The following is a 26,248-nucleotide window of genomic DNA, read 5'->3' as shown; positions in this document are numbered from 1 at the left end:
GATTTTAGCCACCGGGCTTTTGGGCGATCAGGATGAAACGGCCATAGACAAGAGTTCGTAGCCGATTGCGCAACCCACGGCCTCTGCGCTGCGCGCGGGCGATAGGTTGGTGCGATAGTTCTCGGATGGAGACAAAGCCCGCCGCTGCCAATTCCAACGCTAGACGATCGAAGGTGAGACCTTCTCTGAAGGGAAGCCGCCGCATGATCTCGGCATGTTTTTCGCTCATGGCCCCGTCGTAATAGGGATCCGGCGAAACCCGTTCCCAAAACGAGAGCAATCTTGCCACCCACAGCATAGACGCCTTCGGCTTCGTCCAATCGCCGTCATAGACAATGAGCCGCCCCCCTGGGCGGAGAATACGCAGCCAGTCCGCGAATGCCGTAGCCGGATCGGTCAGCGTCCAGACCAGATGCCGGCAGACGATCGCATCATAGGATGCATTAGGCTCCATGGTGTCGCCGGCATCAGCAAGCAGGAAGCGCGGGCCAGATTTTCCTGCATGTTTCGCGCGCGCCTTCGCCAGCATGGCCTCGGAGAAATCCAGCGCGGTCAGGTCATGACCGAGGTCATGCAGGAGCCGAGTCACCTCACCGGTACCGCAGGCAAGCTCCAGCACCTTGCGAGGCGACATGCCGAGCTGATCGCGGATAGGGGCAGCCCAGGCTTCGGCCTCGCGGCCGGCGGCTATGTAGTGGCCGAAAGCAAGATCGAACGTTTCTGCGCGGTGCGACCAATACTCATGAATCTCGTCCTTGAGGTCGAAATTAGGTCGGGACAATACGTACTCGTCGGTCATTTGTCGAAACCATTTCGGGCGAGGATCTCATTCAATCGCTTGCGCCGGCACGCCCGCCATGCCGTCGATAATCGCAGCATTGTGGCCGCTTGTTACCGCGATGAACTTTACGGTGTCGCCTGGTGTGATCTGGACAAGGTCAGGCTCGTAGACCATGGGATCCTACCTCGTTGCGATTGAGCATCTTGATCTCGTATGTCTCGGCAAAAGCGGACGACGTTGCGAGCGATAGGAATAAGCTCAGAATTCGCAAGCGCATGAGTTGCCCCTTCAGAAAGCTGGGTAGAAACGGAACATTTGGGCGCCGTCGGTCGGATCGGTGAGAATGCTCGCGCGAACGCCGAATACCGCGCCGATCCGCTCAACAGTCAGCACCTCGCGCGGCAAGCCCAGCGCGACGAGCCGGCCGCCGGAAAGCACGCCGACACGATCGCAGGAGAGTGCCTGATTGAGATCATGGAGCGCCACTATTGATGTGACAGGCAATTCCGCGACCAGCTCGAGTATCGATAGCTGGTGCTGGATATCGAGGTGGTTTGTAGGCTCGTCGAGCAGTAGGATCTGAGGCTGTTGAGCAAGCGCCCTCGCCAAATGGGCACGCTGGCGCTCGCCACCCGACAGGGTTATCCAGGAACGGTGTTCGAACCCTTCCATGTCGGCGTCAGCCAGCGCTTGCGCTACGATGAAATCGTCTTGCGGGGACCATGGCTGCAGCGGCGTCAGCCACGGCGTGCGACCAAGCTCCACCGCATCTTTTACGGTGATGGCTTCGGTGGTTTCGGTCTGCTGCTCAAGGAATGCAACAAGCTGCGCGGCGACACGGCGCGGCATCCGATGAAGCGCCTTACCATCAATATGGACATCACCACACGTCGGCTGCCGGATGCCCGCCAGAAGCTTCATCAGCGTCGACTTGCCGGAACCATTCGGCCCGACCAGCCCAAGCGTTTCTCCCTTGTTCACTGCAAGATCAACGCCAGTAACGATCGGTCTTCCCCGCACCGACCAACCGAGATTACGCGCTTCAAGTTTCATCGTGCCCGTCGCCCGCGGATCAGGATCAGCGCGAACGCCGGCGCACCTACAAGCGCCGTAATGACGCCGATTGGCAGTACCTGACCGGGAATGATGGTGCGCGATAACACGTCTGCGGCGATCAGGAAGGCAGCGCCGATGAGAGCCGTTAGAGGACCAAGCCTACCATGGCGCACTCCGACCAGAAACCTTGCGGCATGCGGGATGACCAGACCGACAAAGCCGATCGAGCCGACGATGCTCACCATTACGGCCGTCACCATCGCGGTGAACCCGATGAGGACAACTTGCACGGTGCGCACCGGCACACCGAGAGACGATGCCGACTCCGCGCCGAAAGCAAAAGCATCGAGCGCACGCGCATACCAGATGCAAGCGGCCAGCCCGACCAGAGCAACCGGCAACCCCAGCCAGACGTCTGGCCATCGGGCGCCGCTCAAATTGCCCAGAAGCCAGAACATGATGCCGCGGGCCTGTTCGGCATTCGCGGATTTGGTGATGATGAGGGAGGTCAGCGCATTGAAGAGCTGCGATCCCGCAATCCCTGCCAGCACGATCTGCCCCGTGCCACGTAGCGTCACGCCACCGCCGGCAGCACGCGCCAGCATCGCTACCATGGCAAAGGCCGCAACGGCTCCACCGAAAGCTCCAAGCGACATTGAAATCGCCCCTCCCCCCAATCCGGCGACAGTCACCGCGACCGCGCCAGTCGAGGCACCTGCGGAAATGCCGAGAAGATAGGGGTCCGCCAGCGCGTTGCGCAGCAGCGACTGCAGCACCATGCCGGAGATCGCCAGCCCCGACCCGCAACAGGCTGCAACGATCGTGCGCGGCAGGCGGTAGTTCCAGATGATCCCCATGTCGATCGGGTCGAGCTGATAAGCCGAACCGAAAATCTTGTTGGCCAAAGTCTGCAGGACGATCGTGACAGGGATTGGCGTCTCGCCAATACAGACCCCAGCAAGCGCTGCCGCGACGAGCGCGGCGATGCCTAGGATCCCCCTGCCGAGCCGCGAGACATTGATCGTTTGCGAGGTGATAGAGCTCACTGTGCCAGCCCAAAATCCTTGAGCGACTTGGACAGGACCTCGATGCCGGCTATCGTGCGGATGGTCGCGTCCATTGCATGTGCGTCCATGATGACGATCCGGTTATTCTTCACGGCGTCCATCTGGCTGGCGACCGGATCGGAATTCAGGAACTCCAGCTTCTTCTCGTGGTCATCTGCCGGGAAACGGCGTCGGTCCATTTTGGCGATGACAATCAGCGTCGGGTTCGCCTTGGCGATGGTTTCCCAACCGACCACTGGCCATTCCTCGTCGGACTGGACGATGTTCTGGATCCCGAGCTTGCCCATCATGTAGGCTGGCGCGCCCTTGCGCCCCGCGACATAGGGGTCGATGTCCATTTCAGCACTGGAGAACCAGAACACCGCCGACACGTCCTTGAGGTTCAACGCCATGGCTTCGGCCACCGCCTTGTCCTCGCGCTCGGTCAGGCTGGCGACGAGTTCCTCGCCCCTGTCCTGGATGTCGAAGATCTGCGCCAGTTCGCGGATGCCCTGATGGATGGCGTCGGTCGAGAAGAGCTTGCTGCGCGTGCCATCGACACCGACCGTGTTGTCCTTGGCGACGCAGTCGGTCGGCAGCACATAGCTCGGGATGTCGACGTCGTGGAACTGGGTGCGGGTCGCCACGATCCCCTCCGGACCGACATGCCAGATGAACTGAACAGTCACCAACTCCGGCTTCTTCGCGAGCACGCTTTCGAAGCTCGGATCGTTGTCAGCCAAGCGTTCGACACGATCGTTGACCTGACTGAACTCGGGCAAGACCTGGTTGAACCAGACGGAGGTGCCGCTTACCTTGTCACCGAGGCCAAGCGAATAGAGCACTTCGGTTGCCGCCTGGCCGATCGTCACGGTCGACGAAGGCGCCGCCTTGAAGGTGATTGTCTCCCCGCAATTCTCAAGGGTCAGCGGGTACTTGGTGGGTTCAGCCCCCGCTGTGGCGCTGAGGAAAGCGATGCCGGTGGCGGCAAATACAAGACGTGAGATAGTCATGACGCGGATAAACTCCCGTCGGTTTCTGGCAGGGGCCGAAGGATTCGTGTCAGGACGGCGTCAACCTTCATCGCGTCGCAACGGACGAAATGCGGCTGCACTTCATATATGGCTAGCGTCATTGACAACCTCCCCGGACACCCCGCCCGGCGCGTTTAGTTACGGGTGTCGGTAGGTCTCCTGACTGACGGGTCATCGTCTGTCTCGGCCTTCCCGGGGCTAATCCCAGTGGCATGATCGAGATGGACTTTCCGCCTACAGTTGCGGGGGCAGTTTCGTTTCGCAGCCGATGAAAGCCGCGCCGAATTCCCTGTTATTTCCTTACGGAAACCGACAACCGTTCCTAGCCAATCACTTGGCTGGCATCAAGCCATGCCTTTTCAAAACCCGAAATTGCATGCCTCGGATGTAATGTTGCTACATATCCAACCAAGCCTGATTACTTGAGGAAAGCGGCAAATGCAGCAGAACAACAAAGCATCCTCCGACAGGATTGATTGCGCTTCGGCAGAGAAATCACCGATCCGGAGGGCATCATCCGCTGCGTCTCAATGGGCCTCATTTTGCGCACATGCGAAGGGCGACGCGCCCGGCCGCACGAGCCGGGCGCAGCCGCTGTAGTCAGACAGCTGGGTCAGTGGGCCATCATCTCGCGCACGATCTCCTCCTTGCCCATGGAGGATGGATAGTAGGTCGGCCAGTTCGTCACTTCCTCCAGCAACGCTGAACGGTCGTCGCCCCAGTATAGATGGTAGTGGTCGGCCGCTTCCGGCGCGATCTTGTGATCGCTGAACTGGATGTATTGCGGGGCGGCGTCATCCCCTTCGGTTTTCTTGAAGATGAATCGGACGCCACGATTTCCCTTCTTGTAGGTCAGGATTTCATAACCGTCGCTGGCATAGCGGGCCTCGAGAGGCTTCCCGTCCGTCAAGAGCTTCACAGTGTCGCCTTGAATCTCGATCCGGTCCACGTCGGTCCGGTAGCCGATTTCATAATAAGTCTTGTACTCTTCCGCAGTCTGGTCCCCCTCTTCGGCCTTATGGTCCATGACCCGATCAAGCGTGCCGTCTTGCAGATAGGGATAGACCGACTGCCAGTCGCCTTCCCAGTCGGACAGGGCACGGTCTTTGATCTGGCTGTCTTCGAAGTAGCCCTTGTAAACTTGATCCTCGCCATGATCATGGCTGTGGGCGTGGCCGCTCTCTCCGTGTCCTTCGTGAACCTTGCCGCTGCCGCCGACAACGGCAACATTGTAGGGCATACCTTCGACTTCGATACTGCCGACCTCCTCGAGTTGTTCCTTGGATATGCGTCGCACCACTCCTGCCTTGGGATCGCTCATGACGATTTCGTCGCCGGCCATGGCGAGCCGTGGACGTGGGTCGTTCCAGTGCCCGTCCATCGAATAGGGTTCCGTTACCTTGGCGCTCTTGGCGACCTTGGCATCCAGCACGTCGACCTGATGCAGGGTTCCGTCTTCGGTCAGCACGTAACCGAAACGGGCATTGGCTGGATCGAGAGCGAAATCGACGCGGCGAAACGGCAATTCGACGTAGCGGAAATGCGGCTCATCGACGGGGTCGACGACCACCAGGCCCTTGGCACCGTAATTGCCGAGGAAGACCTGCATGCTTTTTGATCCAATCAGGGTGCCCGTGCTTTGGCCGCTCGGCAATTCCGCTGGATATTCAAGCATTTCGGTCACCAGGCCATCCTTGCCAGCCATGACCGTGAGGACGCCTTCCTGACAGCCTGTTGCGAGATAGGCGCCGGAAAAGGCTTCACCATGGATCGCCGTGCAGGTTGCGACATCACCAGCCGGAGTGCCGTCCTCGTTGACCGGCTGAAGGCCGATACGCTTGGGCGCTGCATCCCCTTCAACGGGAGCGTCCGAGGTGACGCTTGTCACCCACGCATCGCCGATCGGAGCGACGAAGCCGTGGTGAGCACGTGCCTGAGGCAAACGCTTCGACTCCAACTCACCATGCGAGAGTTCATGCGCATCGATGATCTCCGCATACCCTCCCTTGTCGAAATTGATCACCACCTTGCCGCCGTGATCGATGACGTGGAATGGACGTGGGCCAGTCAGGGTCTCCTTGACGGCAGCCGGGTCGGCAATCTCGATATCGGAGTGATCGCCATGTGAATGCAGCGAGATACCGCTGTTGAAGAAATGAACCGCATCGTTGTCGGATTGGACCGCCACCACGGCAGCGCCATCGTTCACGCCATAGAGCTTGTTTTGCCCAATCGTCTCGAAAGTCCAGCGATTGTCGGGCGTCTCCAGATCGAACGCCGTAATCCTGGGGGCGGCATGGTCGCCGACGAAGACGCGGTAGAGGGTGACGTCTTCATCATTATGCGCTTCCTCCTGTGCGAGGGCGCTGCCCGACAAGATGAGCGCGAGCCCCGTTGTGTAAGCGAGTTGTCGCAACATTCTCATTACTCCTTCAGTGAAAAAAATGTGGAAGCGCGGCAAGCACGATGCTGCCGCCGGCAAGCGGCCAACTCTCAATCGGCAGTCAGCGCCGCCGTGAGGATTGCCAGATTGTGGCGCATCAGATCGACGTAGGTGGCGGCTGGGCCGCCGGCTGGCGAAAGCGCATCGGAATAGAGCGTGCCGCCAAGTGCGAGACCTGCCTCCGAGGCAATCTGCTCGACGAGGCGCGCGTCGGAGATGTTTTCCGCGAAGACGGCTGCGGCGCGCTTTTCGCGAATCTCGCGAATGAGCGAGGCGACATCCGCGGCTGAAGCTTCCGATTCCGTTGACACACCCTGGGGTGCAAGAAAGATCACGCCGTAATCACGCTCGAAATAGCGGAAGGCGTTGTGGGCAACAACGGCAACGCGGCGGCCCTCGGGAACATCCGCGATAGCCTGTCTGATCTCCGTGTCGAGAGCGCTCAGTTCGTCGAGATAGGCTGCAGCGTTCGCCTCATAGGTCGAACAACCTTCGGCATCGGAGGAGCAAAAGGCGCCGGCAATATTCTCGACATAAACCTTCGCGTTGGAGACCGACTGCCAGGCATGGGGGTCGTTCGGCGCCTCGTGGAATATCGCCTCGCCGTTCACGTAGTGGTAGTGACCGCCATCAGGGTCATGAACGACATTCGCACCATCGGTCAGTGTCGCAATCGCTGCCGATGTGCCGCTCGCCTCGACAAGACGCTGAAGGAAGCCCTCGAACATCAGCCCATTAACCAATATGACGTCGGCGCGCGCCAAAGCGATGGCGTCAGCCGGCTTCGGCTCATAGACATGGGCATCGCTGTTGGGGCCGACCAAAGTTCTGAGCTCGATCAGATCGCCTCCGACAACTCGCGCGAAGTCGCCGATGATGGAAAACGTGGCGATGACGGAGAGCTTTTCGGTCTCGGCACGAGCCGGCAGTACAAGCGCAGAGATTGCAATACCGAGGCTCGCGACAATTCTTGTCAGTTTCATTTTTTTCATTCCGGTACCCTTTGATGTCAGGCAGTTCGATGCGCCATGCGTTGGCGGCGGGTGAGCAGCACACCGCGCGGGCTTGCAACCACCGACGCGAGATAGGCCACGCCCGCCGAAAGGATGATCGCCGGGCCGGAAGGCAGCGAGGCATGGTAAGAAAGGAGCAGTCCGCAGACCGACGACAGCATCCCGAGTACGATCGCCAGCAAGCACATGATCTCGACCCTCTGGGTCCAGAAGCGGGCCGCGGCGGCCGGAAGGATCATCAGCCCAACCGACAGCAGCGTTCCGAGTGCCTGGAAGCCCGCCACGAGGTTGACGACCACCAACCCCAGAAAGATGAAATGCACCGGCGACCCCAGCCGCGACACTGAGCGCAGAAAAAGAGGGTCCAGGCATTCGGCGACGAGCGCCCGCCAGAAGATGGCGAGTATGCCGAGCGTGAGTGCCGCGACCAGACCGATCAGCGTCAGCGCGTCGTTGTTAAGCGCAAGGACCGTTCCGAACAGCACGTGCATCAAGTCGACGCTTGAGCCGCGCATCGACACCATCAGCACGCCGAGCGACAACGAGATCAGGTAGAAGGCGGCCATGGACGCGTCTTCCTTCTGGATTGTCAGCCGCGCCACCGTACCTGCGCCGATCGCGACCGCGATGCCGGCGATCAGCCCGCCGATTGTCATCGGCACGATCTGCAGGCCATAGAGCAGGAAACCCGCGGCGGCGCCCGGCAGGATCGCGTGCGCCATCGCGTCGCCGGTCAGGCTCATGCGCCGAAGCATCAGGAACACTCCGACCGGGCAGGCGCTGACTGAAAGCATCAGAGCGCCGGCCAGCGCCCGCTGCATGAAGGCGAACTCGACAAAAGGCGCAATCACGTAGTTGAAGAGCGCAAGCATCAGGCAGCGCCATTGTGACTTGCATGAACCACATGGCCATGGCTGTCTACATGAGCCGGATTGTAGTGGTTATGGGCTTTTTCGGGCGCGCACCATGGCGCGTTCTCATCCCATGCCTCGTGGAACTGCCGCGCACGCAGGAGATTTTCCGGCGCAAGCGTCTTGCGGGCGTCGCCCCAGGCTATCGGTTGACGGGCAAGTAGCAGCGCCTCCGGGAAATGCTGTCTGACCAGATCGAGATCGTGCACCACAACCATGATGGTGCGCTTTTCGCCGTGCCAGCGCTTTATCAAGGCGATCAGGTCGGTGATCGTCCTGGCGTCGATGGCATTGAATGGCTCATCGAGCAGGATCATATCGGCGTCCTGCACCAGCACACGCGCAAACAAGGCACGCTGCAACTGCCCACCCGACAGGGTGTCGATCGGCCGTTTCTCGAAACCCTCCATCCCGACCGCCGATAGCGCCTTTGTCACCGTTTCTCGGTCTTGCGAGCGATAGCGGCCGAGAAGGCCGCGCCTTGGCCACAGGCCGAGCGTGACCAGATCGACGACGCGGGCTGGAAACGAGCGGTCCAGCTCCGACTGTTGCGGCAGATAGGCCAGCGAAACGTCTGGCGCGACCTTGCAGGCCCCTGCCATCGGTCTGAGCACCCCCACGATCCCTTTCATCAGGGTCGATTTGCCCGATCCATTGGCTCCGACGATCGCGGTAAGCGACCCCTTGGCAACCACTCCGTTCAGGTGATGCACCGCCGGATGACTGTTGTAGCCCAGCGTCAGGTCATCGAAGGTCACGCATGCAGACATTTCGTTCCGTCCTCGTCGAAGCCGGTCGGCTCCAGCCTTGACGACCGACTATGTTATGTTAGAACATTCGTCAATGAAAAATGTTATAGCATAACCGATGAGCGGCGCTATTACCGTCACCGCTAACGCGCACTCCAACCGCCGACCCGGGCGCAATCGCCAGCTCGTTCTCGATGCCCTGGAGCGAGCGCAAAAGCCGCTGGGGGCTTATGAGCTTCTCGAGCTTTTGCGCGATGATGGGCTACGTTCCCCGCCCCAGGTTTATCGGGCCCTGGAGCAGCTCATCGACGATGGAGCTGTCCACAAGATCGAAAGTCTGAGCGCCTTCGCGGTTTGTACGGCCGAGTGCGGCAACCATGGTCACGCCGCTTTTGCGATTTGCAGGAACTGTGGGCGAACCAGCGAATTCCACGATGCAGAACTGGACCGGTTGTTGCGGCGACTAGCCAGGAAAGAGGGCTTTCGCACAACGGCAACCACCGTGGAGCTTTCGGGACTGTGCGAGAGCTGCGCGCATGGATAAGACACCGGTTTTTGTGCTGACAGGCTTCCTGGGAGCTGGAAAATCCACGCTTCTCAATCGCGTTCTTGCAGATCCGGCCTTCGCCGACACGGCTATAATCATCAACGAACTCGGTGATGTCGCGCTCGACCATGATCTCGTGCATATCGGCAAGGCGCAGATCGCCCGTACCACGATGGGAAGGGCCTGGTGCTGGACCAGGACGAGCCGGAACGGCCACGCATCATCCATGTGTCGTTTAGCATGCTGTCTTTCCTCCGACAGTCGTGGACACCTGGCCCAGTGAGGATCGCCAAACCCGTCTTGTTTTCATCACCGACGGCATCGATCCGGAGCCGGTACGGCAGCTTTTTGAAGCCACCCTGACAGACAACTTCCGGCCTACTCCTGACGGACATCAATGCGCCCCGTCGTGATTTCGCCGATGAGCTTGCTCGGCCGTGAACTCATAAATGTGGAAATGACAGAGATGGGGTGGGAACAGGCTGTCAGCTTTTGACATAAAGGCATCATTCAAACCCAGTTTGATTCAGATGATGGATCTCCGTGCTAGTCAGCACTCAGCCTTGTGGCCTCTGCTTGTCGGATCCTCCTTCGCCACCACGATGCGGAAGCCGTTACCGCGCCAGAAGCCGTCGGGTTCGAGGCTACCGCGGTAGGTACAGCAGGCTTTCAGGCTTGTGCTGGAGAAACATCCACCGCGGAGGACGCGGCGAATGGCGGGGCGGGCTTCGGGGTCTTCGCGACCGTCGTCGGCATAGGGGTAGTGGAAGGACGGCGTAGCCATTCCGTCGCCCCAAAGGGTCGTGGTCCATTCCCAGACCTGGCCCGCCATGTCGAGACAGCCATAGGGCGAGGCGCCGACCGGGAACAGACCGACGGCGCATTGGGCATTGAGGCCGCTCTCCTCCGAATTGGCCGCCGCCGGGTTCCAGCCCTGACCCCAGGGATAGACGATGTCGTCGCCGCCATCGCCCTGGTCGCCACGCGCGGCGCGTTCCCATTCGGGCTCGGTGGGAAGACGCACATATTCGGTGGCGGCGATGCGGCCTTCAGTGCGCCACACCTGGGTTAGCCAATCGCAATAGGCACGGGCATCGCGCCACGTGAGATCGGTGGCCGGCGCATTGCGGCGCTCGGCGACACCGGCTTCAGGAGACACCCACTGATGGCCAGTGGCGGTGACGAAGCGGTGGTAGGCGGCATTGGTGACCGGATAGCGCCCGATGCGGAAATCGCCAACCGTCGCCCTGTGCACCGGCTGGGAATTGGGATGCGTATCCGAACCCATGGTGAAGGCGCCGCCGGGCACGGCGCAGAGGGCGTCGAGATCGCGCGGATCGCCCCAAAGAGCGAGGAAGCGCGCCGCGCGGTCGCGGTCGAATGGCGAGAGGCGCCCGGTTTCGATCAGGTGCAGGAACTTACCGGCAACGGCGGCGTCCTCCTCCGGCCCGGCCAGCAGCAAGGCAGCCTTGAGAGCGGCGTCCTCATCACCGGCCAGCAGCAGCGCGGAGAGCGGCGCGCGCAAAGACGGGTCGCCTGCGAGAAGGCATGCAAGGCTGTCGCCCCAGAGATCGGGGGCCGCCAGGAAATGCCGGGCCACCTCGGTGGCGGCAAGGCTCCGCATATGACGGGCGGCCAAGAGCCCATCGACAGCGCGATTGGACGAGGTACCAGCCGCAAGGGCATCAAAGCCGGCTTTAGCGGCTTCAGGCGGCTGGCCGGCCAGCCAGATATCGATCAGCGCTCCGGGCGTATCGGCCGGTGACGAGACGGTTCGCGCCAGCGCGAACAGCGCGGGATTGGATGCTGCATCGGAGAGGGCCGCAGGCGCGACGATGGCGTGGGCCTTGAGATAATCGGCGCGTTCCGCCACGGTCAGCGGGCGCAGGGCGTGGACGGCGATGCCGCTGGGCATGCGCCAGCCCCGCACCACGGCACCATCGCCGAGCAGGAGCAAGGAACGCTCCCCCTGTTGAGCGAGGATGTCGTTCAGAAGCGCCTCGCCATCGGGGCCAAGGCGATCAATACCGTCGAGGATGAGCAGCCTCTCCGCCGGCATAACGCCGGAGAGGCTGTCGGGGCCATGGATGGTGACGAGTTGAGCGCCGGTTTCATCGGCGAGCTGGCGGGCAAAGACCGACTTGCCGCTGCCGCGCGGGCCGAACAACAGCAGGCGCGGAAACATCTCCACCGCCTCGCGGGCGGTGAAATAGACCGGTGCCTGCGGCGCGGCTCGGGGGTCGCGCAGAGAACGCAGGCCCTTGGCCGCCTTGTCCTCGTGGCTGAAATTGACCCGCAGCGTGAAGGGCGGGGCGCTCATGCGAAGAGCTTGGCGACGTCGGGGTTGTGAAAGCGCTGGATTTCGAGGGCATAACCGGCGGGATCCTCGAAAAAGAAATGGTCGCAGTAATTGCCGCGCCGAATTTCGGTGAGCCCGGCGACACCGGCGGCACTGACCTTTTCGTGCCAGCCTTCGACGTCCTGCGCCACGATGGTCAGCAACACGGCGCTTTTTTCCTGATGGCGGAGATGACCGCGATTGCCGTCCACGATGCCGAAATAGCTGTTGGGCGCGATGCGATAGATGCGCGCCAGGCCCTGGTCGAGCACCAGTTCGAACCCCAGGACGGTCTCGTAGAATTCGGTCACCGCATGGATATCGGGATAATAGAAGAAGGTGATGCCGTAATCTTTGGCCATGTCTTTGCTCATTGGATGACGAGGATACCCTTGTGGTCGATGCCAAGACCGGTGACGTCCGGCCTGGCGGCGAAAATGTCGGTGGGATGCATGAGATAGAGCCAGGGTGGGTTGGCGTTGAGACGTCGCAGACACGCGGCGTAGCCCGCCTCGCGATCCCTGTTCGACACCGCATGATTGGCTGCAGCGATCAGCCGCTCGGTTTCGGCGTCGTCATTGCCCTGCCACCAGACTGCGCGGGTGACGCTCGAAATCTTGTCGTTGAGCACCCGATAGGTGCTTTGCGGGGAGGAGTCGAAAATGGCCATGTCGCCTATTTCCTTGCGCCCTACCTGCCGGGCATATTCCGGCCGATCATTTTCCGTTTCGATGCGGACCGAGAGGCCGACCGCGCCCAGCGCTTCAGCAACGAAATCACTGATCTGCGGCGCCCGTTCGGGCATATAGAGCGGCGTGCGCAGGATGATCTCGGACGGCCCGCCAGCCCTATCAAGCAAGCGCCGGGAGGCATCGGGATTATAGGGGATCGGCGCGATAGGTTGGGACATGCCGAGATGAAATGGGCTGACCACGGTCGACGCCGGAGCGCCGAGGCCCTGAAACAGAGTATCGATCAGTTGCACCTTGTCCACGGCGAGATTGGCAGCCAAGCGAGCCTCAGGCGCGGCAAAGAGCCCGCTGCTGCAATTTAGGTAGTACATGACCGAGAGCGTGTTGACCGCCCTGCCCCATTGCCATTTGGGGTCGAAATCGATCGGGCCATGCATGCGCTCTAGGTTGAGCGCCGCATCCACCTGCCCGGCTTTGAGCAGGTCGTAACGGGCCTCGGTGCTCTTCTCACAGCGTACGGCTATAGTATCGTCGGTCGAAGAAAGCACGGCCGAGACGCCGCTCTCGAAAGCGTCGACGCGATAAGGGCCGGTGCCCAAAACCGCCTGTCCGACCGCATTTTCGCGACAGATGTAGAATTCCGAGAAGATGTCGAGGATGTCGGCCAAGGGCTCGGGATTGTCGACCAGCACCGAATTGTCGGGCCCGGCCGTGATCTGCGCATTGGCAAGGTACCGGGCATAGGACCATTTCATGCCGAACATGTCGGTGGAATTGAGGATACCCGAGATGAAGTCGATGATGTGCTGCGGCCGGCAGGTTTCTCCGTCGTGGAACTGGGCATTGGAACGAATGAAGAAGCGCCAGTGCCGGCCCGCCGCGTCATGCGTCCAATGCGAGAACAGGGCCGGAGCCACAAGCCCACCCTTGTGCCAGCGCAGCAGCGGTTCGAACACCAGGTTCTTGAGCGTCAGGATGGACGTATCGTCGGTCACCCGGTTGGCCGGCAGGAAGTCGAGCTTTTCAAGGGCGATGGTCAGCATCAGTCGAGCTCGTTGCGGCGGCGCGGGTTGAACCAGTCGGCGAGACTGTCTCCGATGAGGTTGAAGCAGAGTACGGCCAGGAGGATCGCCATGCCCGGCGACAAGGCCACCCAGGGGCTCTCGCGCAGATATTGCAGGTTGCTAGACACGTCGGCGCCCCATTCGGCCAGCGGCGGCTGCGCTCCAAGGCCCAGAAAGCCGAGACTTGCCGTTTGCAGGATGGCGCTGCCGAGGCTCAGCGACGCCTGCACCAGCAGAGGGCCAAGCCCGTTGGCGAATATATAGCGCCAGAGAATGCGCGACGTGGGCAGACCCAGCGAAACGGCCGCCTCGACATAGGGCTTGACTGAAACCGCCAGCGCCTGGCTGCGGGCCACGCGGGCAAATTGCGGGGCGAGCGTGATGGAAACGGCCAGCATGGCGTTGTTGAGGCTGGGCCCGAAAGCGGCGGCAAGCGCAATCGCCAGAACCAAGGCTGGAAAGGACAGCATGGCATCCACGAAGCGCATGATGACCATATCCACCGCGCCGCCGATAAAGCCCGCCAGCGTTCCGAAGAATACGCCGACAAGGAAGGCAATGGCGACGACGCCGATACCGATGGCAAGGGTAAAGCGGCCACCATGCAAGACACGGGTCAGGACGTCGCGGCCTAGGCTGTCGGTGCCGAGCCAATGCGCCAGGCTCGGGCCTTGCAGCTTGTTGAGCACATCGAGCTTGGTGGGCGTATAGGGGCTGATCATCGGGCCGAAGACTACAGCCAGAACTATCAGTACGAGGACGATGAGGCCGAGCGTGGCCAGCGTATTGCGCCGGAGAAAGAAAACGAGCGGCATCATTTCATCCTCTTGCGAACGCGAGGATCGAGCACGCCGTATAGGAGGTCGACCAAGACGGAAGTCAGCACGAACAACAGCGAAAAGATCAGTGTCGTGCCCTGGATTACCGGATAGTCCCGGTTCTTGATGGCCTCGAACATGAACCGGCCGATGCCGGGCCAGGCGAAGATGGTTTCGGTAAGAATGGCACCGCCGAGCATCTCCGCGAACTTGAGTCCGACCACCGTGATGGCCGGCAGGAGCGAATTGCGCAAACCGTGTTCGAGCACGACTTGTCCCTGCGATAGCCCCTTGGCACGGGCCGTGCGGATGAAATCCTCCGACATCACCTCGAGCATGGTGTTGCGGACGAAACGCCCCAGGGTCGCGGCGAGGAACGAGGCCAGCACGGCGGTGGGCAGGATCAGGTATTGGACCGCGCTCCACGCCGCCTGCCAGTTGCCTGTGAGCAGACCGTCGAGAATGGCAAAGCCAGTGATGGGCTGCATGACGATATAGGGGCTCATGCGGCCCGAGACCGGCAGCCATCCGAGATAGGTGGCAAAGATGAGCTGCAGGATCAGCGCCAGCAAAAAGGCCGGCATGGAAACCCCGACCAGAGAGAACACGCGGGTGAAGTGGTCGAACAGCGAATTGGGCCGGGTGGCGGACAGAACGCCGATCGGAATGCCCACGATGATGGCCACCAGCGTGGCGCAGATCGAGAGCTCGAGCGTCGCCGGAAGGCGTAGCAGGATTTCCTGAAATACTGGGGTGCCGCTCTTCAACGACGTGCCGAAATCGCCATGCAGCAGGCCGACGACATAGTTGAAGAACTGGAGGTAGAACGGCTCGTCCAGACGCATCTGCGCGCGGAGGCCGGCAATCTGCTGATCGGTAGCGCCAGGGCCAAGCAGCGTCACGGCCGGATCGCCCGGAATGAACCGCACGAGCGAGAATACGATAACGAGAACCAGAGCCAGGACCGGGATCAGCGCCAGCAATCGGCGTAGGAGAAAGCTGCCCATGGCCTGCCTCGGTTTTGAGAATACAAGAGTTTCCCGCGGCCAGCGGACGGGGCCGCGGGAGGAGCGGGAATACTATTCCTTGGAAACACCCCAATATTCATTGAGCGGAGGCGCGCTGTTGATCAGCAGGCCCTTCACATTGGCGCGGGTGAAGACGATCAGCTTGGGGCTGAAGAGATAGGCGCCGGGCACCTTGGCAGCGACCTTTTCCTGGATTTCGAAATAGAGCTGCTTGCGGGTTTCCTGGTCGACTTCCTGCTGTGCCCTGGTGATGAGGCCATCAAGGTCGGCGTCTTGGGGCATGCGAAAGGTCATTGCCGTATCGGCAAGGCTCGAGAGGTACCCGATGGTGATGTGCGCATCGGGGTCGTTGTACCAGGGCTGTCGACCATCGAGAGCAAGGTCGAACTGACCGGCGGTCTGAAGGGCGCGATAGGCCGGGAATTCGGTCTGCGCGATGGTGGCGTTGATGCCGATATCGGCCAGGTTGGCTTGGACAAAGGTGGCCACGGCACCCCAAAGCGGGCCTTGGAAGCTATAGAGGGTGAAGTTCAGGCTAGCGGGATCGACACCAGCCTCGGCCAGCAGCGACCGGGCTAGATCGGGATCGTAGGTCGGGGCTTCGTCCTTGATCTTGGGATTGAAGGCCCAGCTATTGGTGGTCAACGGACCATAGACACGCTCCGCGGTGCCGCCGAAGACGCCCTGTAGCAGCCCATCATAGTCAATGGCGTGCACGATGGCCTCGCGAACCTTGATATTGGCAACCGGGCTGTCGGGGTTGTTGTTGTTGAATTCGAGCTGGCGGATGATCTGGCTGGGGGCTTCCAGAATGGTCACGTCCGGATTGGACTGGAGCGCGGTAAAATCCTCGGCGGCAATGGCCGAAAGCTGACCCTGCTGCTGAACCACGTCGACGCCGCCATTTTCGAGCTCGAGCCGGCGGGTCGAGGCGTCGGGAATGACGCGGTAAATGATGCGCTCGAGCTTGGGCGCGCCGCGGAAATAGTCGGGGTTCGCATCGAGCACGATATTGGTATCGGCCTGATAGCTGTTGAACTTGAAGGGGCCGGTGCCCACCGGATGGGTGGCAAAGCCTCCGCCTTCGGCTTCGACCGCCGTGGGGCTGACAATGGCGGCCTGCGGCTGGGCAAGGATGGAAAGGAACGCTGGATAGGGTTCGCTGAGGGTGATCTTCACCTCGGTCGGCGATACCACGGAAATGTCCGAGATGAGTCCAAAGGTCGCCTCGACGTAGGAATTGATCTCCTTGGTGCGCTCCAGCGAGAACTTGACCGCTTCGGCGTCGAAGTCGGTGCCGTCGTGGAATTTGACGCCTTCGCGCAGCTTGAAATCGAACACGGTGCCGTTGTCGGAGACGGTCCAGCTATCGGCGAGGCGGCCTTCGAGCTCGGCGAAGTCCGGGGCGGTCCAAGCAACCAGCGTGTCGAAAACATTTAGGATGACTTCACTGCCGATAGGCTCTGCCTTGTTGGCGCCGGGCTCCAGGCCAACGGCGTCCGAAGGCACGGCAACGACAAGAGTCTTGAGCGGATCGGTGTTCTGGGCGTGGGCCGTGCCCAGCACCAACGGCAGGGCAATCGCGGCACCGGCCAAGAATTTGAGGAGCTTCATCGGTGACCCTTTCGCGGTCTAGCGAGGAACTGCGGCTTCAGCTGGCTTCATATCTCTACTGATATACTACGAAATATCCCACGAAACGAGGCCTGTAAAGCGAGCCTGCTCTCATTTTGAGTAATGTTCGGTTGTTGCACAAATAGTGTGCGCCGTGACGATATTTTGTCGCCTCAAAATTTGCGTTCTTGCCAACAGGTTGAAACATTTCATCCCCTGTTGCACGTAAGTCAGGAATGAAAATTCTTCAGCGCGGGCGACCACCACGGACGACCTGGCGTGCCGCATCCGCTGCCCATTGCGACCACGAGCCGACATAGAGACTCGCCTCCACGCCAATGGCGGCAAGCGCCAGAACGGAATGGGCGGCGGACATCCCTGCGCCGCAATACACACCGACCGGCTTGGTACCATCGACCCCCAAGGCTTCGTAGATGCCCTTGAGGGCGACACTATCCGCGAAATTGCCGTAATCGGTGACGTTGTCCGGGGCGGGCGCACTGACGGCCCCTGGAATATGTCCACGCGCCGGCATGCCGGCAGTGGTCGGGCCACCGACATAATTGGGGCGGATCCGCGCATCGAGCAAAACGCCGTCACCTGCCAACGCCAAGGCAGTGTCGGCGTTGAGTTCGGGCATGTGTCCTGGGCTGAGGACGATCTGGCTTGGAATCGCGACGCCGGGCGTTTCATCTACAGGCAAGCCCGCAGCGATCCATGCCGGCATTCCGCCATCGAGTACGCGCACGTCGGGCAGGCCCGCCCAGCGCAACACCCACCAAGCACGGGCCGCAACCATGCTGCGGTCGCTGTCATAGACGACGATCGTGGCTTCCGGCCTAAGCCCCCAGCGCCGTGCCTTGGTCTGCAAGTCCACGATATCGGGCAATGGCCGCGCGCCGCGCTCTGGCGAAGATGGCGACTGGAAATCGCTATAGGCTTCGGTGTCGATGGCGCCCGGCACCCTTATGGTGCGGATGGAGTCGGCGCCGGTATAGGGATTGATCGACTGGACCGCCAGGATCACCAGATCGCGCTCCTCGTCCATCATGGCCCTGAGTTCGGCCGGAGTGACAAGCACCGTGCTGCGAATGGGGTCGGTCATGGCAAAAACTCCGATCTAAAATATCACGTAGCATATTATGTTGACACTGGCCATCGGCTGGTTGTTGTATGAAGCTTACTGACCAGGACAAACCCGTGCCCATTCTCTCCGTTCAGAACTTGACCACAGAGTTGCGTCGCGATGGCAAGTGGAACAAGGTCGTCGACGACGTCAGCTTCGATATCGGCGCCAACGAGATCGTGGCCGTCGTCGGCGAGTCCGGTTCGGGCAAGAGCGTCACGGCGCTCTCGATCATGGGCCTGCTTCCGCCCAAAACCAGCCGCGTGACCGGCAAGGTGCTGCTCGAAAGGCGCAACTTGCTCGACTTGCCGGAAGCCGAGATGCGACGGGTGCGCGGCAACGCCATCGGCATGATCTTCCAGGAGCCCATGACCAGCCTCAACCCGGTGCTGACGGTGGGCCGGCAAGTGGCGGAAACGCTGATCCGCCACCGGGGCATGAGCAAGGGGGAGGCGCGCGCCGAAACGATCCGCTTGTTCGACCGCGTCCGCATTCCATCCGGCACACGGCGCTTCGACGAACATCCACACCAGCTCTCGGGCGGTATGCTGCAACGGGTGATGATCGCCATGGCCCTGGCCTGCAAGCCGAGGCTCCTGATTGCCGACGAGCCGACCACCGCACTCGACGTCACCATTCAGGCGCAGATCCTCGAGCTGATCAAGCAATTGCAGCGCGAAGAGAATATGGGCGTGCTGTTCATCACCCACGACATGGGTGTGGTTGCCGAGATCGCAGACCGCACCGTGGTGATGTTCCGCTCGCATGCACTCGAAACCGACACGACCGAAAACATCTTCGCCCGCTCGCAGCAGAATTATACGCGCGCCCTGCTGGCCGCAGTGCCGCAACTGGGCTCGATGGCCGAGCAGAGCCAACCCACCGCCTTTCCGATCATCGACGTCGCCACCGGCGTGACTACCCCTGCCCCGATGAGCACCGACACGGTGCAGCCCGAGCCCGCCCTCGAGGTCGAACATCTCACCACCCGTTTCGATATTCGCTCTGGCATATTCGGCAAGGTGATGGGCCGTGTCCATGCCGTCGAGGACGTCAGCTTCACCGTGCGGAAGGGCGAGACTCTTTCACTAGTCGGCGAATCCGGCTGTGGGAAGTCGACGACCGGGCGCTCGGTGCTGCGGCTGATCGAGCCGATCAGCGGCACGATCCGGGTCGCAGGCGAAGACATTCTCAGCCTGCCCAAGCGCACGCTCAATGCGCGACGCAAGCATATGCAGATGATCTTTCAAGATCCGTTTTCGAGCCTCAATCCGCGCATGCGCATCGGCGAAGCCATTGCCGAACCGCTTCTGGCCCATAAGCTGGAGACACGAGCGAACGTGAACGAGCGGGTCACCGAACTTCTCAGACGCGTCGGGCTCGGCGCGGACATGGCGCAACGCTTTCCGCACGAGTTCTCCGGTGGCCAGCGCCAGCGTGTCGCCATCGCCCGGGCGTTGGCGCTCAACCCAAACCTGATCGTCGCCGACGAAGCCGTTTCGGCCCTCGACGTTTCGGTCAAGGCGCAGGTGGTGAACCTAATGCTGGAATTGCAGCAGCGGCTCGGCCTCGCCTACCTGTTCATTTCCCATGACATGGCCGTGGTGGAGCGCGTCAGCCATCGCGTCGCGGTGATGTATCTTGGCGAGATCGTCGAGATCGGGCCGCGGGCGGAGATTTTCGGCAATCCGCAGCACCCGTATACCAAAAAGCTGCTGTCGGCCGTGCCCGTGGCCGATCCTACCCGCCGCCATTTACGACGCGTGCCCGACAATGACGAAATCCGCAGCCCGGTTCGCTCGCTCGGCTATGTGCGGCCGAACCGCGACTATCGAGAAATCTCCCCCGGCCACATCGTGCAGACGCCGGGTGCCGAATGGGCCGCCGCCTGAGCTAGAAGGACAGCGTGCTGTCCGATTGGTCGAGAAGCGCGCGCAATAGGCCCTGGCGGGTATTTTCGTTGTGTTCGATCATGGCGGTGCGGGCCCGCTCCGGATCGCGCTCGCGCAACACGGCGACGATGCGATGATGATCGTTGGTCGTTTCCGGATTCACGTCGCGCGCCTGGGCGCCCATGTAAAAGAACCGCCCGCATTCCTCAAGATGGCTAACCACTAGATTGTGCAGGCGCGGATTGCGCGTTGCCTGGGCAATGGCCGAGTGAAAATCCTCGTTGGCCTTGACGAATGATTGAGTGCTGATGTTCTCGCCGCGGATATAGCTGGCATCGGCCAGGGCATCGAGTCGCTCAAGTTCCGCTTCGGTGAGGTTGACGGCAGCCAGTGCGCCGGCCGTGCCCTCTAGCATGGCGCGCACTGCGAAAAGGTCGTTCATGTCCTTGACCGTCACGCTGGTGACGCGATAGCCACGGCGCGGAAAAGCTTCGACCAGACCTTCGACGCCCAGCCGCGACAGAGCCTCGCGCACCGGTGTCTTGCTCATCGACAATTCGTCGGCCAGCTCCAGCTCGCTCATCTCCCGGCCGGGCGGCAGGACCCCGGTAATGATCCGTTGCCGCAATGCTCCATAGGCTTGATCGGTCAGTGACTTCTTGGGCTTATCCGGCGAACCAGTGATTGACACGGAAACGTCCTCAAAAGGCCGGAAAGGCCCGATTCTTCTGTGATTGCCTCAACATAAGGCAAGCATCACGGTTTGGCTATCAGGGCTGCAAACTGCTTTGACGCCCCCTGAACTGTAGTATATTACGTGGAATATTCAATGCGAGACTCCGGCTGTGGCATCCATCCTTGTCATCAATCCCAACAGTTCGCCATCGGTGACGCGGTCCATGCAGGACTGTCTGTCGATTGTCACCGGCAACAGCCGTCATGACATCAAGCTAACCGAGCTGGCCAAGTCCCCGCCGGGCATCGAGACCAATGCGCATGTTGAAATGGTCATCCCCAACATCATCGAGCGGATTGGCGAGCACCAGGCCGATGCCTATGTGCTGAGCTGTTTTTCCGACCCCGGAATCGAACAGGTGCGCGCCGCAACATCGCGCCCGGTGATCGGCATCGCCGAAGCTGCCTATCTGGCCGCCCTCGGCCTTGGACAGCATTTCGGCATCGTCTCGCTCGGCCCCTCCTCGATTGAGCGACACTTGCACTATCTCAAGACGCTCAGGATCGATGGCCGGCTCGCCGGTGACCGTTCCATCGACATGACTATTCCCCAACTTATGGCGACAGACGTGGTCGAAACCGTGGTCCGCACGGGCCGCAAGCTGCGTGACGAAGACGGCGCCGACGTCGTCATTCTCGGCTGCGCCGGCCTCGGCAGCTATCGCGCGGCCATGGAAGAAGCCCTTGGGCTGCCCATCGTCGATCCGGTGCAGGCAGGCGTCGCCCTTGCCTGCACCACCCTTGATCTTCAATACCGCATGAAGGCGCACTGACATGGATGAGGTGATCCTGGGGACGGTGGTAACGCCGACCGGCCCGATTTCCGATGGCTGGATTGCAATCAAAGGGGACAGGATCGCCGCGATCGGCAACGGCCAGGTGCCCGATGCCGCCATTACGTTCGACGCCAAGGGTGCCTATATCATCCCCGGCGTCATCGACGGCCAGACCCATGCGGGCAGCTATGGCGGCCTTCCGGGCATCGCCTCGACCACGCGCTCCGCCGTTGCCGGCGGCGTCACCACCATCATCGACATGCCCTACGATTACCCGGCGCCGCTCAACACCACAGAACGGCTAGACGACAAGACGCGCGCCATTGCCGAACATGCCCACGCCAATGTCGCCCTCTATGGCACGGTCATGCCGGGCCAGGACATGTCCTCCGTCCTGCCACTGATCGAAGGTGGCGTCGTGGCCTTCAAAATTTCCGGCTTCGAATCGAGCCCTACCCGATTCCCGCGTATCGCCGCCGATCAATTGCTCGACCTGTTCGAAGCCCTGGCGCCGACCGACGTGCCGTTGGGAATTCACAACGAAGACCAGGAAATCGTCCGCGCCCGCATCGCACGCGCTCGTGCCGCCGGCTACAACGGTATCGAGGCGCATTCATCGAGCCGGCCGCTCTCGGCCGAGCAAGCTTCCACCGCGCATTTCCTCGAGCTCGGAGCCTTGTCGGGTGCCCACGCCCATATCGTGCACCTGACATCGACACGCGGTTTCCATCTGGTTGAAAACTATCGCCGCGACGGCTTCCGCTCAACCGGCGAGCTCTGCGTACACTATCTCTGGTTTGATCCGGACGTGGATGGCGACCTGGGCGCGCGTATGAAGGTCAATCCGCCCATCCGCCCCGGCCAGATCGAAAAACTCTGGGACGATGTGGCGTCAGGCCGTGTCGCCTTCGTCAGTTCCGACCATTCCAGCTGGCCGATCGACAACAAGCTCACTCCCTCGATTTTCGATGCTGGGGCCGGTGTCCCAGGCCTCGAAACGCTGCTTCCCGCATTCTATACCGGCGCCATGCAGCGCAATCTCGATGCCTTGACACTGACGGTGCAGCAGCTTTGCGAACGCCCTGCCCGCTTCTTCGGGCTCTGGCCGGAAAAAGGCGTTCTGCAACCTGGGGCCGATGCCGACATCGCCGTGATTTCACCCGAACCGATGGTCTGGGACGAAACCAGGGCGCATGACGAGCTTAACTGGAGCCCCTTCAATGGGCGGTATTTCGAGTGCCGGGTAGCCCGCACCTATGTGGGCGGTAAGCTCGCCTGGGACGGCATCGAAATCGTCAATAAACCCGGCGACGGCAAATATGCTCCGCGCCGCAATTCCCACTGGTTTGCCTGAACAGGACTGTGCCATGCCGTTGATCACCCCCCAGAGCAAGGGCGTTTTCGTCATTGCCGTCACTCCGTTCACTGACACCTTGGCGGTGGATATGGCGAGCGTGGATAGCGCCACCGATTTCTATTTCGACAAAGGGGCCGATGGCCTGACCATACTAGGCATGATGGGCGAAGCGCCCAAGCTGACCCAAACCGAGGCGCTGGATATCACCCGACGCACCTTGGCCCGCGCCAATGGCAAGCCGATCGTCGTCGGCGTCTCCGCGCCCGGTCTTGCCGCCATCGACGAATTGACCAAGGCGGTGATGGATCTGGGCGCTGCTGGCGTGATGGTTGCCCCGCCTGGCACGCTCAAGACCGACGACCAGATCTTTTCCTATTACCAGACCGTCATCGACACCATCGGAACCGACGTGCCGGTCGTGCTGCAGGATTTCCCACTTGTCACCGGAATTCACATCAGCTCGTCGCTGCTGGGTAGGATCGTCGAAGCCATGCCTTCCATCGTCATGCTGAAACATGAGGACTGGCCCGGCCTCGCCAAGATTTCTGACATTCGCGCCGCCGAGGCAAAGGGGCGTCGCCGGCTATCCGTCCTCTGCGGCAATGGCGGGGTCTTCCTGCCCGAGGAGATGGAACGCGGCGCCGATGGCGCCATGACCGGCTTCGCCTTCCCCGAAATGATGGTCGATGTGGTTCGTCTTGCCGGGGCCGGCGACATGGAGCGGGCGCAGGATATTTTCGACGCCTACCTGCCGCTGGTGCGCTATGAACAGCAGCCGGGCCTGGGCCTTGCGGTCCGCAAGCACACGCTGCACAAGCGCGGAGCCATCACCAGCCCGGCGCAACGCCGCCCCGGCGCGCCCCTGGCACCGAAGGCAGTGGCCGATGTCGACCGGCTTATTGCCCGACAGGAAAGCAAATTGAAGGATCTCGGCTGATGGATTTGGGTCTTGGGGGCAAGCGCGCCCTGGTTCTCGGCGGCAGCCGCGGCCTCGGCGCCGCAATCGCTTCGGCGCTCGAAGCCGAAGGCGCAACGGTGCTGGCGGCCTCGCGCTCAGGCGCCTACAAGGTCGACCTGACCGACACCGCCTCGGTCGCCGCCCTGATCGAACGGGTGCGCGCTGAGGGTGGCGTCGACATCCTGGTCAACAACAGCGGCGGCCCCAAGGCCGGCCCGGCCCAGGGACAGACCAACGCCGACTGGCTCGCGGCTTTCCAGGCCATGGCTATGTCGCTCTTTGCCATCACCGATGCGCTGCTGCCGCAGATGATCGAGCGCCAATCGGGCCGTATCATCACGATTGGATCCTCCGGCGTCGTCGCACCCATTCCGGGCCTAGCCCTCTCCAATACGGTCCGCGGTGCCATTGCCGGCTGGTCCAAGACCCTGGCCGGCGAGGTCGCCAGGCACGGCATCACTGTCAACATGGTGCTTCCCGGCCGTATCGACACCGATCGGGTGCGCGAACTCGATAGCGGCAAGGCCAGCCGAACCGGCAGCACAATCGAAGCCGTGCAAGAGGCGTCGCGCCAAGAGATCCCGACCGGCCGCTATGGCCGCCCCGAGGAATTCGGCGCCGTCGTGGCCTTTCTCGCCAGCCGGCAGGCCAGCTATGTCACCGGCAGCATGCTCCGCGTCGATGGCGGCCTGATCCGGGGACTTTAGCCGTGTCTTTCGATTTCGACGCCAGCATCGATCGCCGCAACACCGGCAGCAACAAGTGGAGCAAATATCCTCCCGGCGTGCTGCCAATGTGGGTGGCGGACATGGATTTTGCCGCGGCGCCCGCCATCGTCGAAGCCATCACCCGACGGCTCCAGCATCCGGTATTCGGCTATTGCTCGGCCAGTCCCGAACTGCGCGACCAGATCGTTTCGGACATGGCGACAAAATATGGCTGGTCGATCCGGGCGGAGGACGTGGTCTTCCTGCCCGGGGTGGAGCCCGGCTTTAACATGGCCATCAAGGCACTGCTCGAGCCCGGGCAGCGTCTCGCCATCCAAACCCCGATCTATCGTCCTATTCTCAATACGCCCCGGCAATGGTCGCTCGAAGCGATCGACATCCGGGTCGATCGCCCCATCGCCGAACAGCAGGGCCTGCTGGATCGCGCCGATGCCATGTTGCTGTGCAATCCGCATAACCCCACCGGCAAGGTCTATGATCGCAGCGATCTCTTGGCGCTGGCCGAGGCGACGAACGACAGGCCGATCATTTCCGACGAAATCCACTGCGAGCTGGTCTATGATGGCCGGCGCCACATCCCCATTGCCAGCCTGCATCCGACCATAGCCGACCGCTGCATCACGCTTATGTCGGCCGCCAAGACCTACAACATTCCCGGTCTCAAGACGGCCTTTGCTATCGTGCAGAACCCGGAACTGCGCCAGCGTTTCGAAGGCTCGCGCCTCGGGATGGTGGATAGCGTCAACATATTGGGCCTCGAAGCCACGCTGGCCGCCTTCCGCGACGCTACGGATTGGCGCGACGGTGTAGTGACTTACCTGGAGGGTAATCGCAACTATCTTGCCAGTGCCGTGTCGGAACGCCTCCCCGGCGTCACCATGCAACTACCCGAGGCGACCTATCTCGCCTGGCTTGATTGCTCGGGTCTAGGCCTCGACAACCCCGCAGAGCATTTCCTCAACCACGCCAAGGCCGCCTTCAGCGCCGGCACCGATTTCGGCACCGCCTACGGCCAGTTCATCCGCCTCAACTTCGGCTGCACCCGCGCCACTCTGATCGAGGCAGTCGATCGCATGGCGAGCAGTTTATGAAGCTCTGCCATCCTTCCGTGTGCATTCAAACGTCGGTGGGCACGGCTAAGCTTGCGCTCACCTGATAGGGCCAGATCCATGCGCAGAAACATATGGCGGACCTGCTGCGTCGCATCGGCGAGGCGAGATCAACAAAACGTTTCTTATCGGCCATCGCTTTTCGCTAAATAACGCGTTGGCGGGCTAAATAGCTTCATGAGTTGGACGAAGGTTTCCTCAAGCTGCATTAACAGGCAAGCGCGCCACCATCGGGAACTACCTTAAACCTTAGGAGTGGCAAGCTTCCGGGGAGACGTAAAGGCGTCTTCAATTGCCGAAAGATCGATCCCTGTCATATCGAGAGCCCCTTTAGCTATCGCCCCACAGCCGAAAGGCAGGCGCGATTTTTTCGTTTGGAGGAAGTGAGCCGCCATTGTGCGAGGGAGCATTGGGGGCGGGCCTCCTGCCGAGG

At 61.5% G+C, this 26,248-nt stretch carries 24 protein-coding genes, 1 pseudogene and 1 riboswitch; of the genes and pseudogenes, 8 read left to right on the top strand and 17 right to left on the bottom strand.

The genetic code is table 11. The features are described 5' to 3' along the window. Positions 1 to 4 precede the first annotated feature (4 nt). The 9 genes and pseudogenes from XW59_RS23205 to aztA all read right to left on the bottom strand — a co-directional run bounded on the left by XW59_RS23205 (position 5) and on the right by aztA (position 9,054). Positions 5 to 781 carry a class I SAM-dependent methyltransferase gene (locus XW59_RS23205; protein WP_170990211.1) on the bottom strand — a complete coding sequence of 259 codons (777 nt, stop codon included), beginning with the start codon at positions 779 to 781 and terminating at the stop codon, positions 5 to 7. A 45-nt stretch (positions 782 to 826) separates the two neighbouring features. Further along, the gene (locus tag XW59_RS29825; RefSeq protein ID WP_281406247.1) at positions 827 to 955 is read right to left on the bottom strand and encodes a hypothetical protein; all 129 of its coding nucleotides are present in this window, start codon (positions 953 to 955) and stop codon (positions 827 to 829) included. Positions 956 to 1,069: 114 nt separating this feature from the next. Beyond that, positions 1,070 to 1,834 (bottom strand): ABC transporter ATP-binding protein, encoded by a 765-nt coding sequence (locus XW59_RS23195; RefSeq protein ID WP_047148090.1) that lies wholly within the window; start codon positions 1,832 to 1,834, stop codon positions 1,070 to 1,072. After that, positions 1,831 to 2,832, bottom strand: a complete 1,002-nt coding sequence (locus XW59_RS23190; protein WP_206077743.1) for an iron ABC transporter permease — start codon at positions 2,830 to 2,832, stop codon at positions 1,831 to 1,833. Before XW59_RS23190 ends, XW59_RS23195 begins: the two co-directional genes overlap by 4 nt. A 47-nt stretch (positions 2,833 to 2,879) precedes the next feature. Then, positions 2,880 to 3,896 carry an ABC transporter substrate-binding protein gene (locus XW59_RS23185; RefSeq protein WP_047148089.1) on the bottom strand — a complete coding sequence of 339 codons (1,017 nt, stop codon included), beginning with the start codon at positions 3,894 to 3,896 and terminating at the stop codon, positions 2,880 to 2,882. Between the two features lie 152 nt (positions 3,897 to 4,048). Next, positions 4,049 to 4,246: riboswitch (cobalamin riboswitch) on the bottom strand. A 284-nt stretch (positions 4,247 to 4,530) separates the two neighbouring features. After that, positions 4,531 to 5,085 (bottom strand): annotated as a pseudogene (locus XW59_RS29895) (metal-binding protein ZinT); the annotation flags it as partial. A gap of 1,325 nt (positions 5,086 to 6,410) precedes the next feature. Next, positions 6,411 to 7,343, bottom strand: coding sequence for a zinc ABC transporter substrate-binding protein AztC (aztC, locus tag XW59_RS23175; RefSeq protein ID WP_052958470.1), 933 nt, complete (start codon positions 7,341 to 7,343; stop codon positions 6,411 to 6,413). Between the two features lie 26 nt (positions 7,344 to 7,369). Then, positions 7,370 to 8,245: a zinc ABC transporter permease AztB gene (aztB, locus tag XW59_RS23170; RefSeq protein WP_047148087.1), complete on the bottom strand. Its 876-nt coding sequence runs from the start codon at positions 8,243 to 8,245 to the stop codon at positions 7,370 to 7,372. Then, on the bottom strand, positions 8,245 to 9,054 hold the full coding sequence (gene aztA / locus XW59_RS23165; RefSeq protein ID WP_137327081.1) for a zinc ABC transporter ATP-binding protein AztA: 810 nt from the start codon (positions 9,052 to 9,054) through the stop codon (positions 8,245 to 8,247). The genes aztB and aztA overlap by 1 nt, the downstream gene beginning before the upstream one ends. Positions 9,055 to 9,151: 97 nt before the next feature. Between aztA and XW59_RS23160 the strand changes: the two genes are divergently transcribed. Together XW59_RS23160 and XW59_RS29820 are read left to right on the top strand one after the other, a co-directional pair. Then, complete coding sequence (locus XW59_RS23160) at positions 9,152 to 9,577, top strand: Fur family transcriptional regulator (protein ID WP_047148085.1); 426 nt, start codon at positions 9,152 to 9,154, stop codon at positions 9,575 to 9,577. Next, positions 9,570 to 9,863, top strand: coding sequence for a GTP-binding protein (locus XW59_RS29820; RefSeq protein ID WP_082137765.1), 294 nt, complete (start codon positions 9,570 to 9,572; stop codon positions 9,861 to 9,863). Before XW59_RS23160 ends, XW59_RS29820 begins: the two co-directional genes overlap by 8 nt. Positions 9,864 to 10,130: 267 nt before the next feature. Here the strand turns inward: XW59_RS29820 and XW59_RS23145 are convergent, their stop codons facing one another. From XW59_RS23145 to XW59_RS23115, 7 genes are all read right to left on the bottom strand, one after another. Then, positions 10,131 to 11,900, bottom strand: a complete 1,770-nt coding sequence (locus XW59_RS23145; RefSeq protein WP_052958416.1) for an SUMF1/EgtB/PvdO family nonheme iron enzyme — start codon at positions 11,898 to 11,900, stop codon at positions 10,131 to 10,133. Further along, the gene (locus tag XW59_RS23140; protein WP_047148247.1) at positions 11,897 to 12,280 is read right to left on the bottom strand and encodes a VOC family protein; all 384 of its coding nucleotides are present in this window, start codon (positions 12,278 to 12,280) and stop codon (positions 11,897 to 11,899) included. Before XW59_RS23140 ends, XW59_RS23145 begins: the two co-directional genes overlap by 4 nt. Positions 12,281 to 12,288: 8 nt before the next feature. Then, positions 12,289 to 13,653 (bottom strand): ABC transporter substrate-binding protein, encoded by a 1,365-nt coding sequence (locus tag XW59_RS23135; RefSeq protein ID WP_052958415.1) that lies wholly within the window; start codon positions 13,651 to 13,653, stop codon positions 12,289 to 12,291. Next, positions 13,653 to 14,489 carry an ABC transporter permease gene (locus tag XW59_RS23130; RefSeq protein ID WP_246666186.1) on the bottom strand — a complete coding sequence of 279 codons (837 nt, stop codon included), beginning with the start codon at positions 14,487 to 14,489 and terminating at the stop codon, positions 13,653 to 13,655. Before XW59_RS23130 ends, XW59_RS23135 begins: the two co-directional genes overlap by 1 nt. Further along, the gene (locus tag XW59_RS23125) at positions 14,489 to 15,499 is read right to left on the bottom strand and encodes an ABC transporter permease (protein ID WP_047148083.1); all 1,011 of its coding nucleotides are present in this window, start codon (positions 15,497 to 15,499) and stop codon (positions 14,489 to 14,491) included. The genes XW59_RS23130 and XW59_RS23125 overlap by 1 nt, the downstream gene beginning before the upstream one ends. A 72-nt stretch (positions 15,500 to 15,571) precedes the next feature. Then, positions 15,572 to 17,116, bottom strand: coding sequence for an ABC transporter substrate-binding protein (locus XW59_RS23120; RefSeq protein WP_246666185.1), 1,545 nt, complete (start codon positions 17,114 to 17,116; stop codon positions 15,572 to 15,574). Positions 17,117 to 17,381: 265 nt separating this feature from the next. Continuing rightward, positions 17,382 to 18,239 carry a rhodanese-like domain-containing protein gene (locus tag XW59_RS23115; protein ID WP_047148082.1) on the bottom strand — a complete coding sequence of 286 codons (858 nt, stop codon included), beginning with the start codon at positions 18,237 to 18,239 and terminating at the stop codon, positions 17,382 to 17,384. Between the two features lie 68 nt (positions 18,240 to 18,307). Between XW59_RS23115 and XW59_RS23110 the strand changes: the two genes are divergently transcribed. Continuing rightward, positions 18,308 to 20,152, top strand: a complete 1,845-nt coding sequence (locus XW59_RS23110; protein WP_047148081.1) for an ABC transporter ATP-binding protein — start codon at positions 18,308 to 18,310, stop codon at positions 20,150 to 20,152. A gap of 1 nt (position 20,153) precedes the next feature. On the opposite strand, the gene XW59_RS23105 is transcribed toward XW59_RS23110, so the two are convergent. Next, entirely contained in the window at positions 20,154 to 20,843 is a 690-nt protein-coding gene (locus XW59_RS23105) for a GntR family transcriptional regulator (protein ID WP_047148080.1), read from the bottom strand. A gap of 154 nt (positions 20,844 to 20,997) precedes the next feature. Between XW59_RS23105 and XW59_RS23100 the strand changes: the two genes are divergently transcribed. The 5 genes from XW59_RS23100 to XW59_RS23080 are packed head-to-tail and all read left to right on the top strand — an operon-like array spanning position 20,998 to position 25,797. Then, complete coding sequence (locus XW59_RS23100; protein WP_052958411.1) at positions 20,998 to 21,660, top strand: aspartate/glutamate racemase family protein; 663 nt, start codon at positions 20,998 to 21,000, stop codon at positions 21,658 to 21,660. A 1-nt stretch (position 21,661) separates the two neighbouring features. Further along, positions 21,662 to 23,017 (top strand): dihydroorotase family protein, encoded by a 1,356-nt coding sequence (locus tag XW59_RS23095; protein ID WP_047148079.1) that lies wholly within the window; start codon positions 21,662 to 21,664, stop codon positions 23,015 to 23,017. Between the two features lie 13 nt (positions 23,018 to 23,030). Next, positions 23,031 to 23,957, top strand: a complete 927-nt coding sequence (locus XW59_RS23090; RefSeq protein ID WP_047148078.1) for a dihydrodipicolinate synthase family protein — start codon at positions 23,031 to 23,033, stop codon at positions 23,955 to 23,957. Further along, positions 23,957 to 24,685 (top strand): SDR family oxidoreductase, encoded by a 729-nt coding sequence (locus XW59_RS23085; protein WP_047148077.1) that lies wholly within the window; start codon positions 23,957 to 23,959, stop codon positions 24,683 to 24,685. The genes XW59_RS23090 and XW59_RS23085 overlap by 1 nt, the downstream gene beginning before the upstream one ends. A 2-nt stretch (positions 24,686 to 24,687) precedes the next feature. Then, on the top strand, positions 24,688 to 25,797 hold the full coding sequence (locus XW59_RS23080) for a PatB family C-S lyase (protein ID WP_047148076.1): 1,110 nt from the start codon (positions 24,688 to 24,690) through the stop codon (positions 25,795 to 25,797). The last annotated feature ends 451 nt before the right edge of the window (positions 25,798 to 26,248 follow it).

It is taken from the genome of Aquamicrobium sp. LC103, assembly GCF_001014615.2.
Classification (GTDB): domain Bacteria; phylum Pseudomonadota; class Alphaproteobacteria; order Rhizobiales; family Rhizobiaceae; genus LBCQ02.
Note: the sequence above shows the minus strand (reverse complement) of the source record. Positions and strands in the feature narration are given on the sequence as shown.

What these genes read in the sequence shown, in the direction of transcription:
- XW59_RS23160 (WP_047148085.1), top strand. Translation starts at nt 9,152, where the DNA reads ATGAGCGGCGCTATTACCGTCACCGCTAACGCGCACTCCAACCGCCGA.
- XW59_RS23130 (WP_246666186.1), bottom strand. Translation starts at nt 14,489, where the DNA reads ATGCCGCTCGTTTTCTTTCTCCGGCGCAATACGCTGGCCACGCTCGGC.
- aztB (WP_047148087.1), bottom strand. Translation starts at nt 8,245, where the DNA reads ATGCTTGCGCTCTTCAACTACGTGATTGCGCCTTTTGTCGAGTTCGCC.
- XW59_RS23135 (WP_052958415.1), bottom strand. Translation starts at nt 13,653, where the DNA reads ATGCTGACCATCGCCCTTGAAAAGCTCGACTTCCTGCCGGCCAACCGG.
- XW59_RS29825 (WP_281406247.1), bottom strand. Translation starts at nt 955, where the DNA reads ATGGTCTACGAGCCTGACCTTGTCCAGATCACACCAGGCGACACCGTA.
- XW59_RS23110 (WP_047148081.1), top strand. Translation starts at nt 18,308, where the DNA reads ATGAAGCTTACTGACCAGGACAAACCCGTGCCCATTCTCTCCGTTCAG.
- aztA (WP_137327081.1), bottom strand. Translation starts at nt 9,054, where the DNA reads ATGTCTGCATGCGTGACCTTCGATGACCTGACGCTGGGCTACAACAGT.
- XW59_RS23145 (WP_052958416.1), bottom strand. Translation starts at nt 11,900, where the DNA reads ATGAGCGCCCCGCCCTTCACGCTGCGGGTCAATTTCAGCCACGAGGAC.
- XW59_RS23140 (WP_047148247.1), bottom strand. Translation starts at nt 12,280, where the DNA reads ATGGCCAAAGATTACGGCATCACCTTCTTCTATTATCCCGATATCCAT.
- XW59_RS23085 (WP_047148077.1), top strand. Translation starts at nt 23,957, where the DNA reads ATGGATTTGGGTCTTGGGGGCAAGCGCGCCCTGGTTCTCGGCGGCAGC.
- XW59_RS23095 (WP_047148079.1), top strand. Translation starts at nt 21,662, where the DNA reads ATGGATGAGGTGATCCTGGGGACGGTGGTAACGCCGACCGGCCCGATT.
- XW59_RS23125 (WP_047148083.1), bottom strand. Translation starts at nt 15,499, where the DNA reads ATGGGCAGCTTTCTCCTACGCCGATTGCTGGCGCTGATCCCGGTCCTG.
- XW59_RS23115 (WP_047148082.1), bottom strand. Translation starts at nt 18,239, where the DNA reads ATGACCGACCCCATTCGCAGCACGGTGCTTGTCACTCCGGCCGAACTC.
- aztC (WP_052958470.1), bottom strand. Translation starts at nt 7,343, where the DNA reads ATGAAACTGACAAGAATTGTCGCGAGCCTCGGTATTGCAATCTCTGCG.
- XW59_RS23185 (WP_047148089.1), bottom strand. Translation starts at nt 3,896, where the DNA reads ATGACTATCTCACGTCTTGTATTTGCCGCCACCGGCATCGCTTTCCTC.
- XW59_RS23090 (WP_047148078.1), top strand. Translation starts at nt 23,031, where the DNA reads ATGCCGTTGATCACCCCCCAGAGCAAGGGCGTTTTCGTCATTGCCGTC.
- XW59_RS29820 (WP_082137765.1), top strand. Translation starts at nt 9,570, where the DNA reads ATGGATAAGACACCGGTTTTTGTGCTGACAGGCTTCCTGGGAGCTGGA.
- XW59_RS23195 (WP_047148090.1), bottom strand. Translation starts at nt 1,834, where the DNA reads ATGAAACTTGAAGCGCGTAATCTCGGTTGGTCGGTGCGGGGAAGACCG.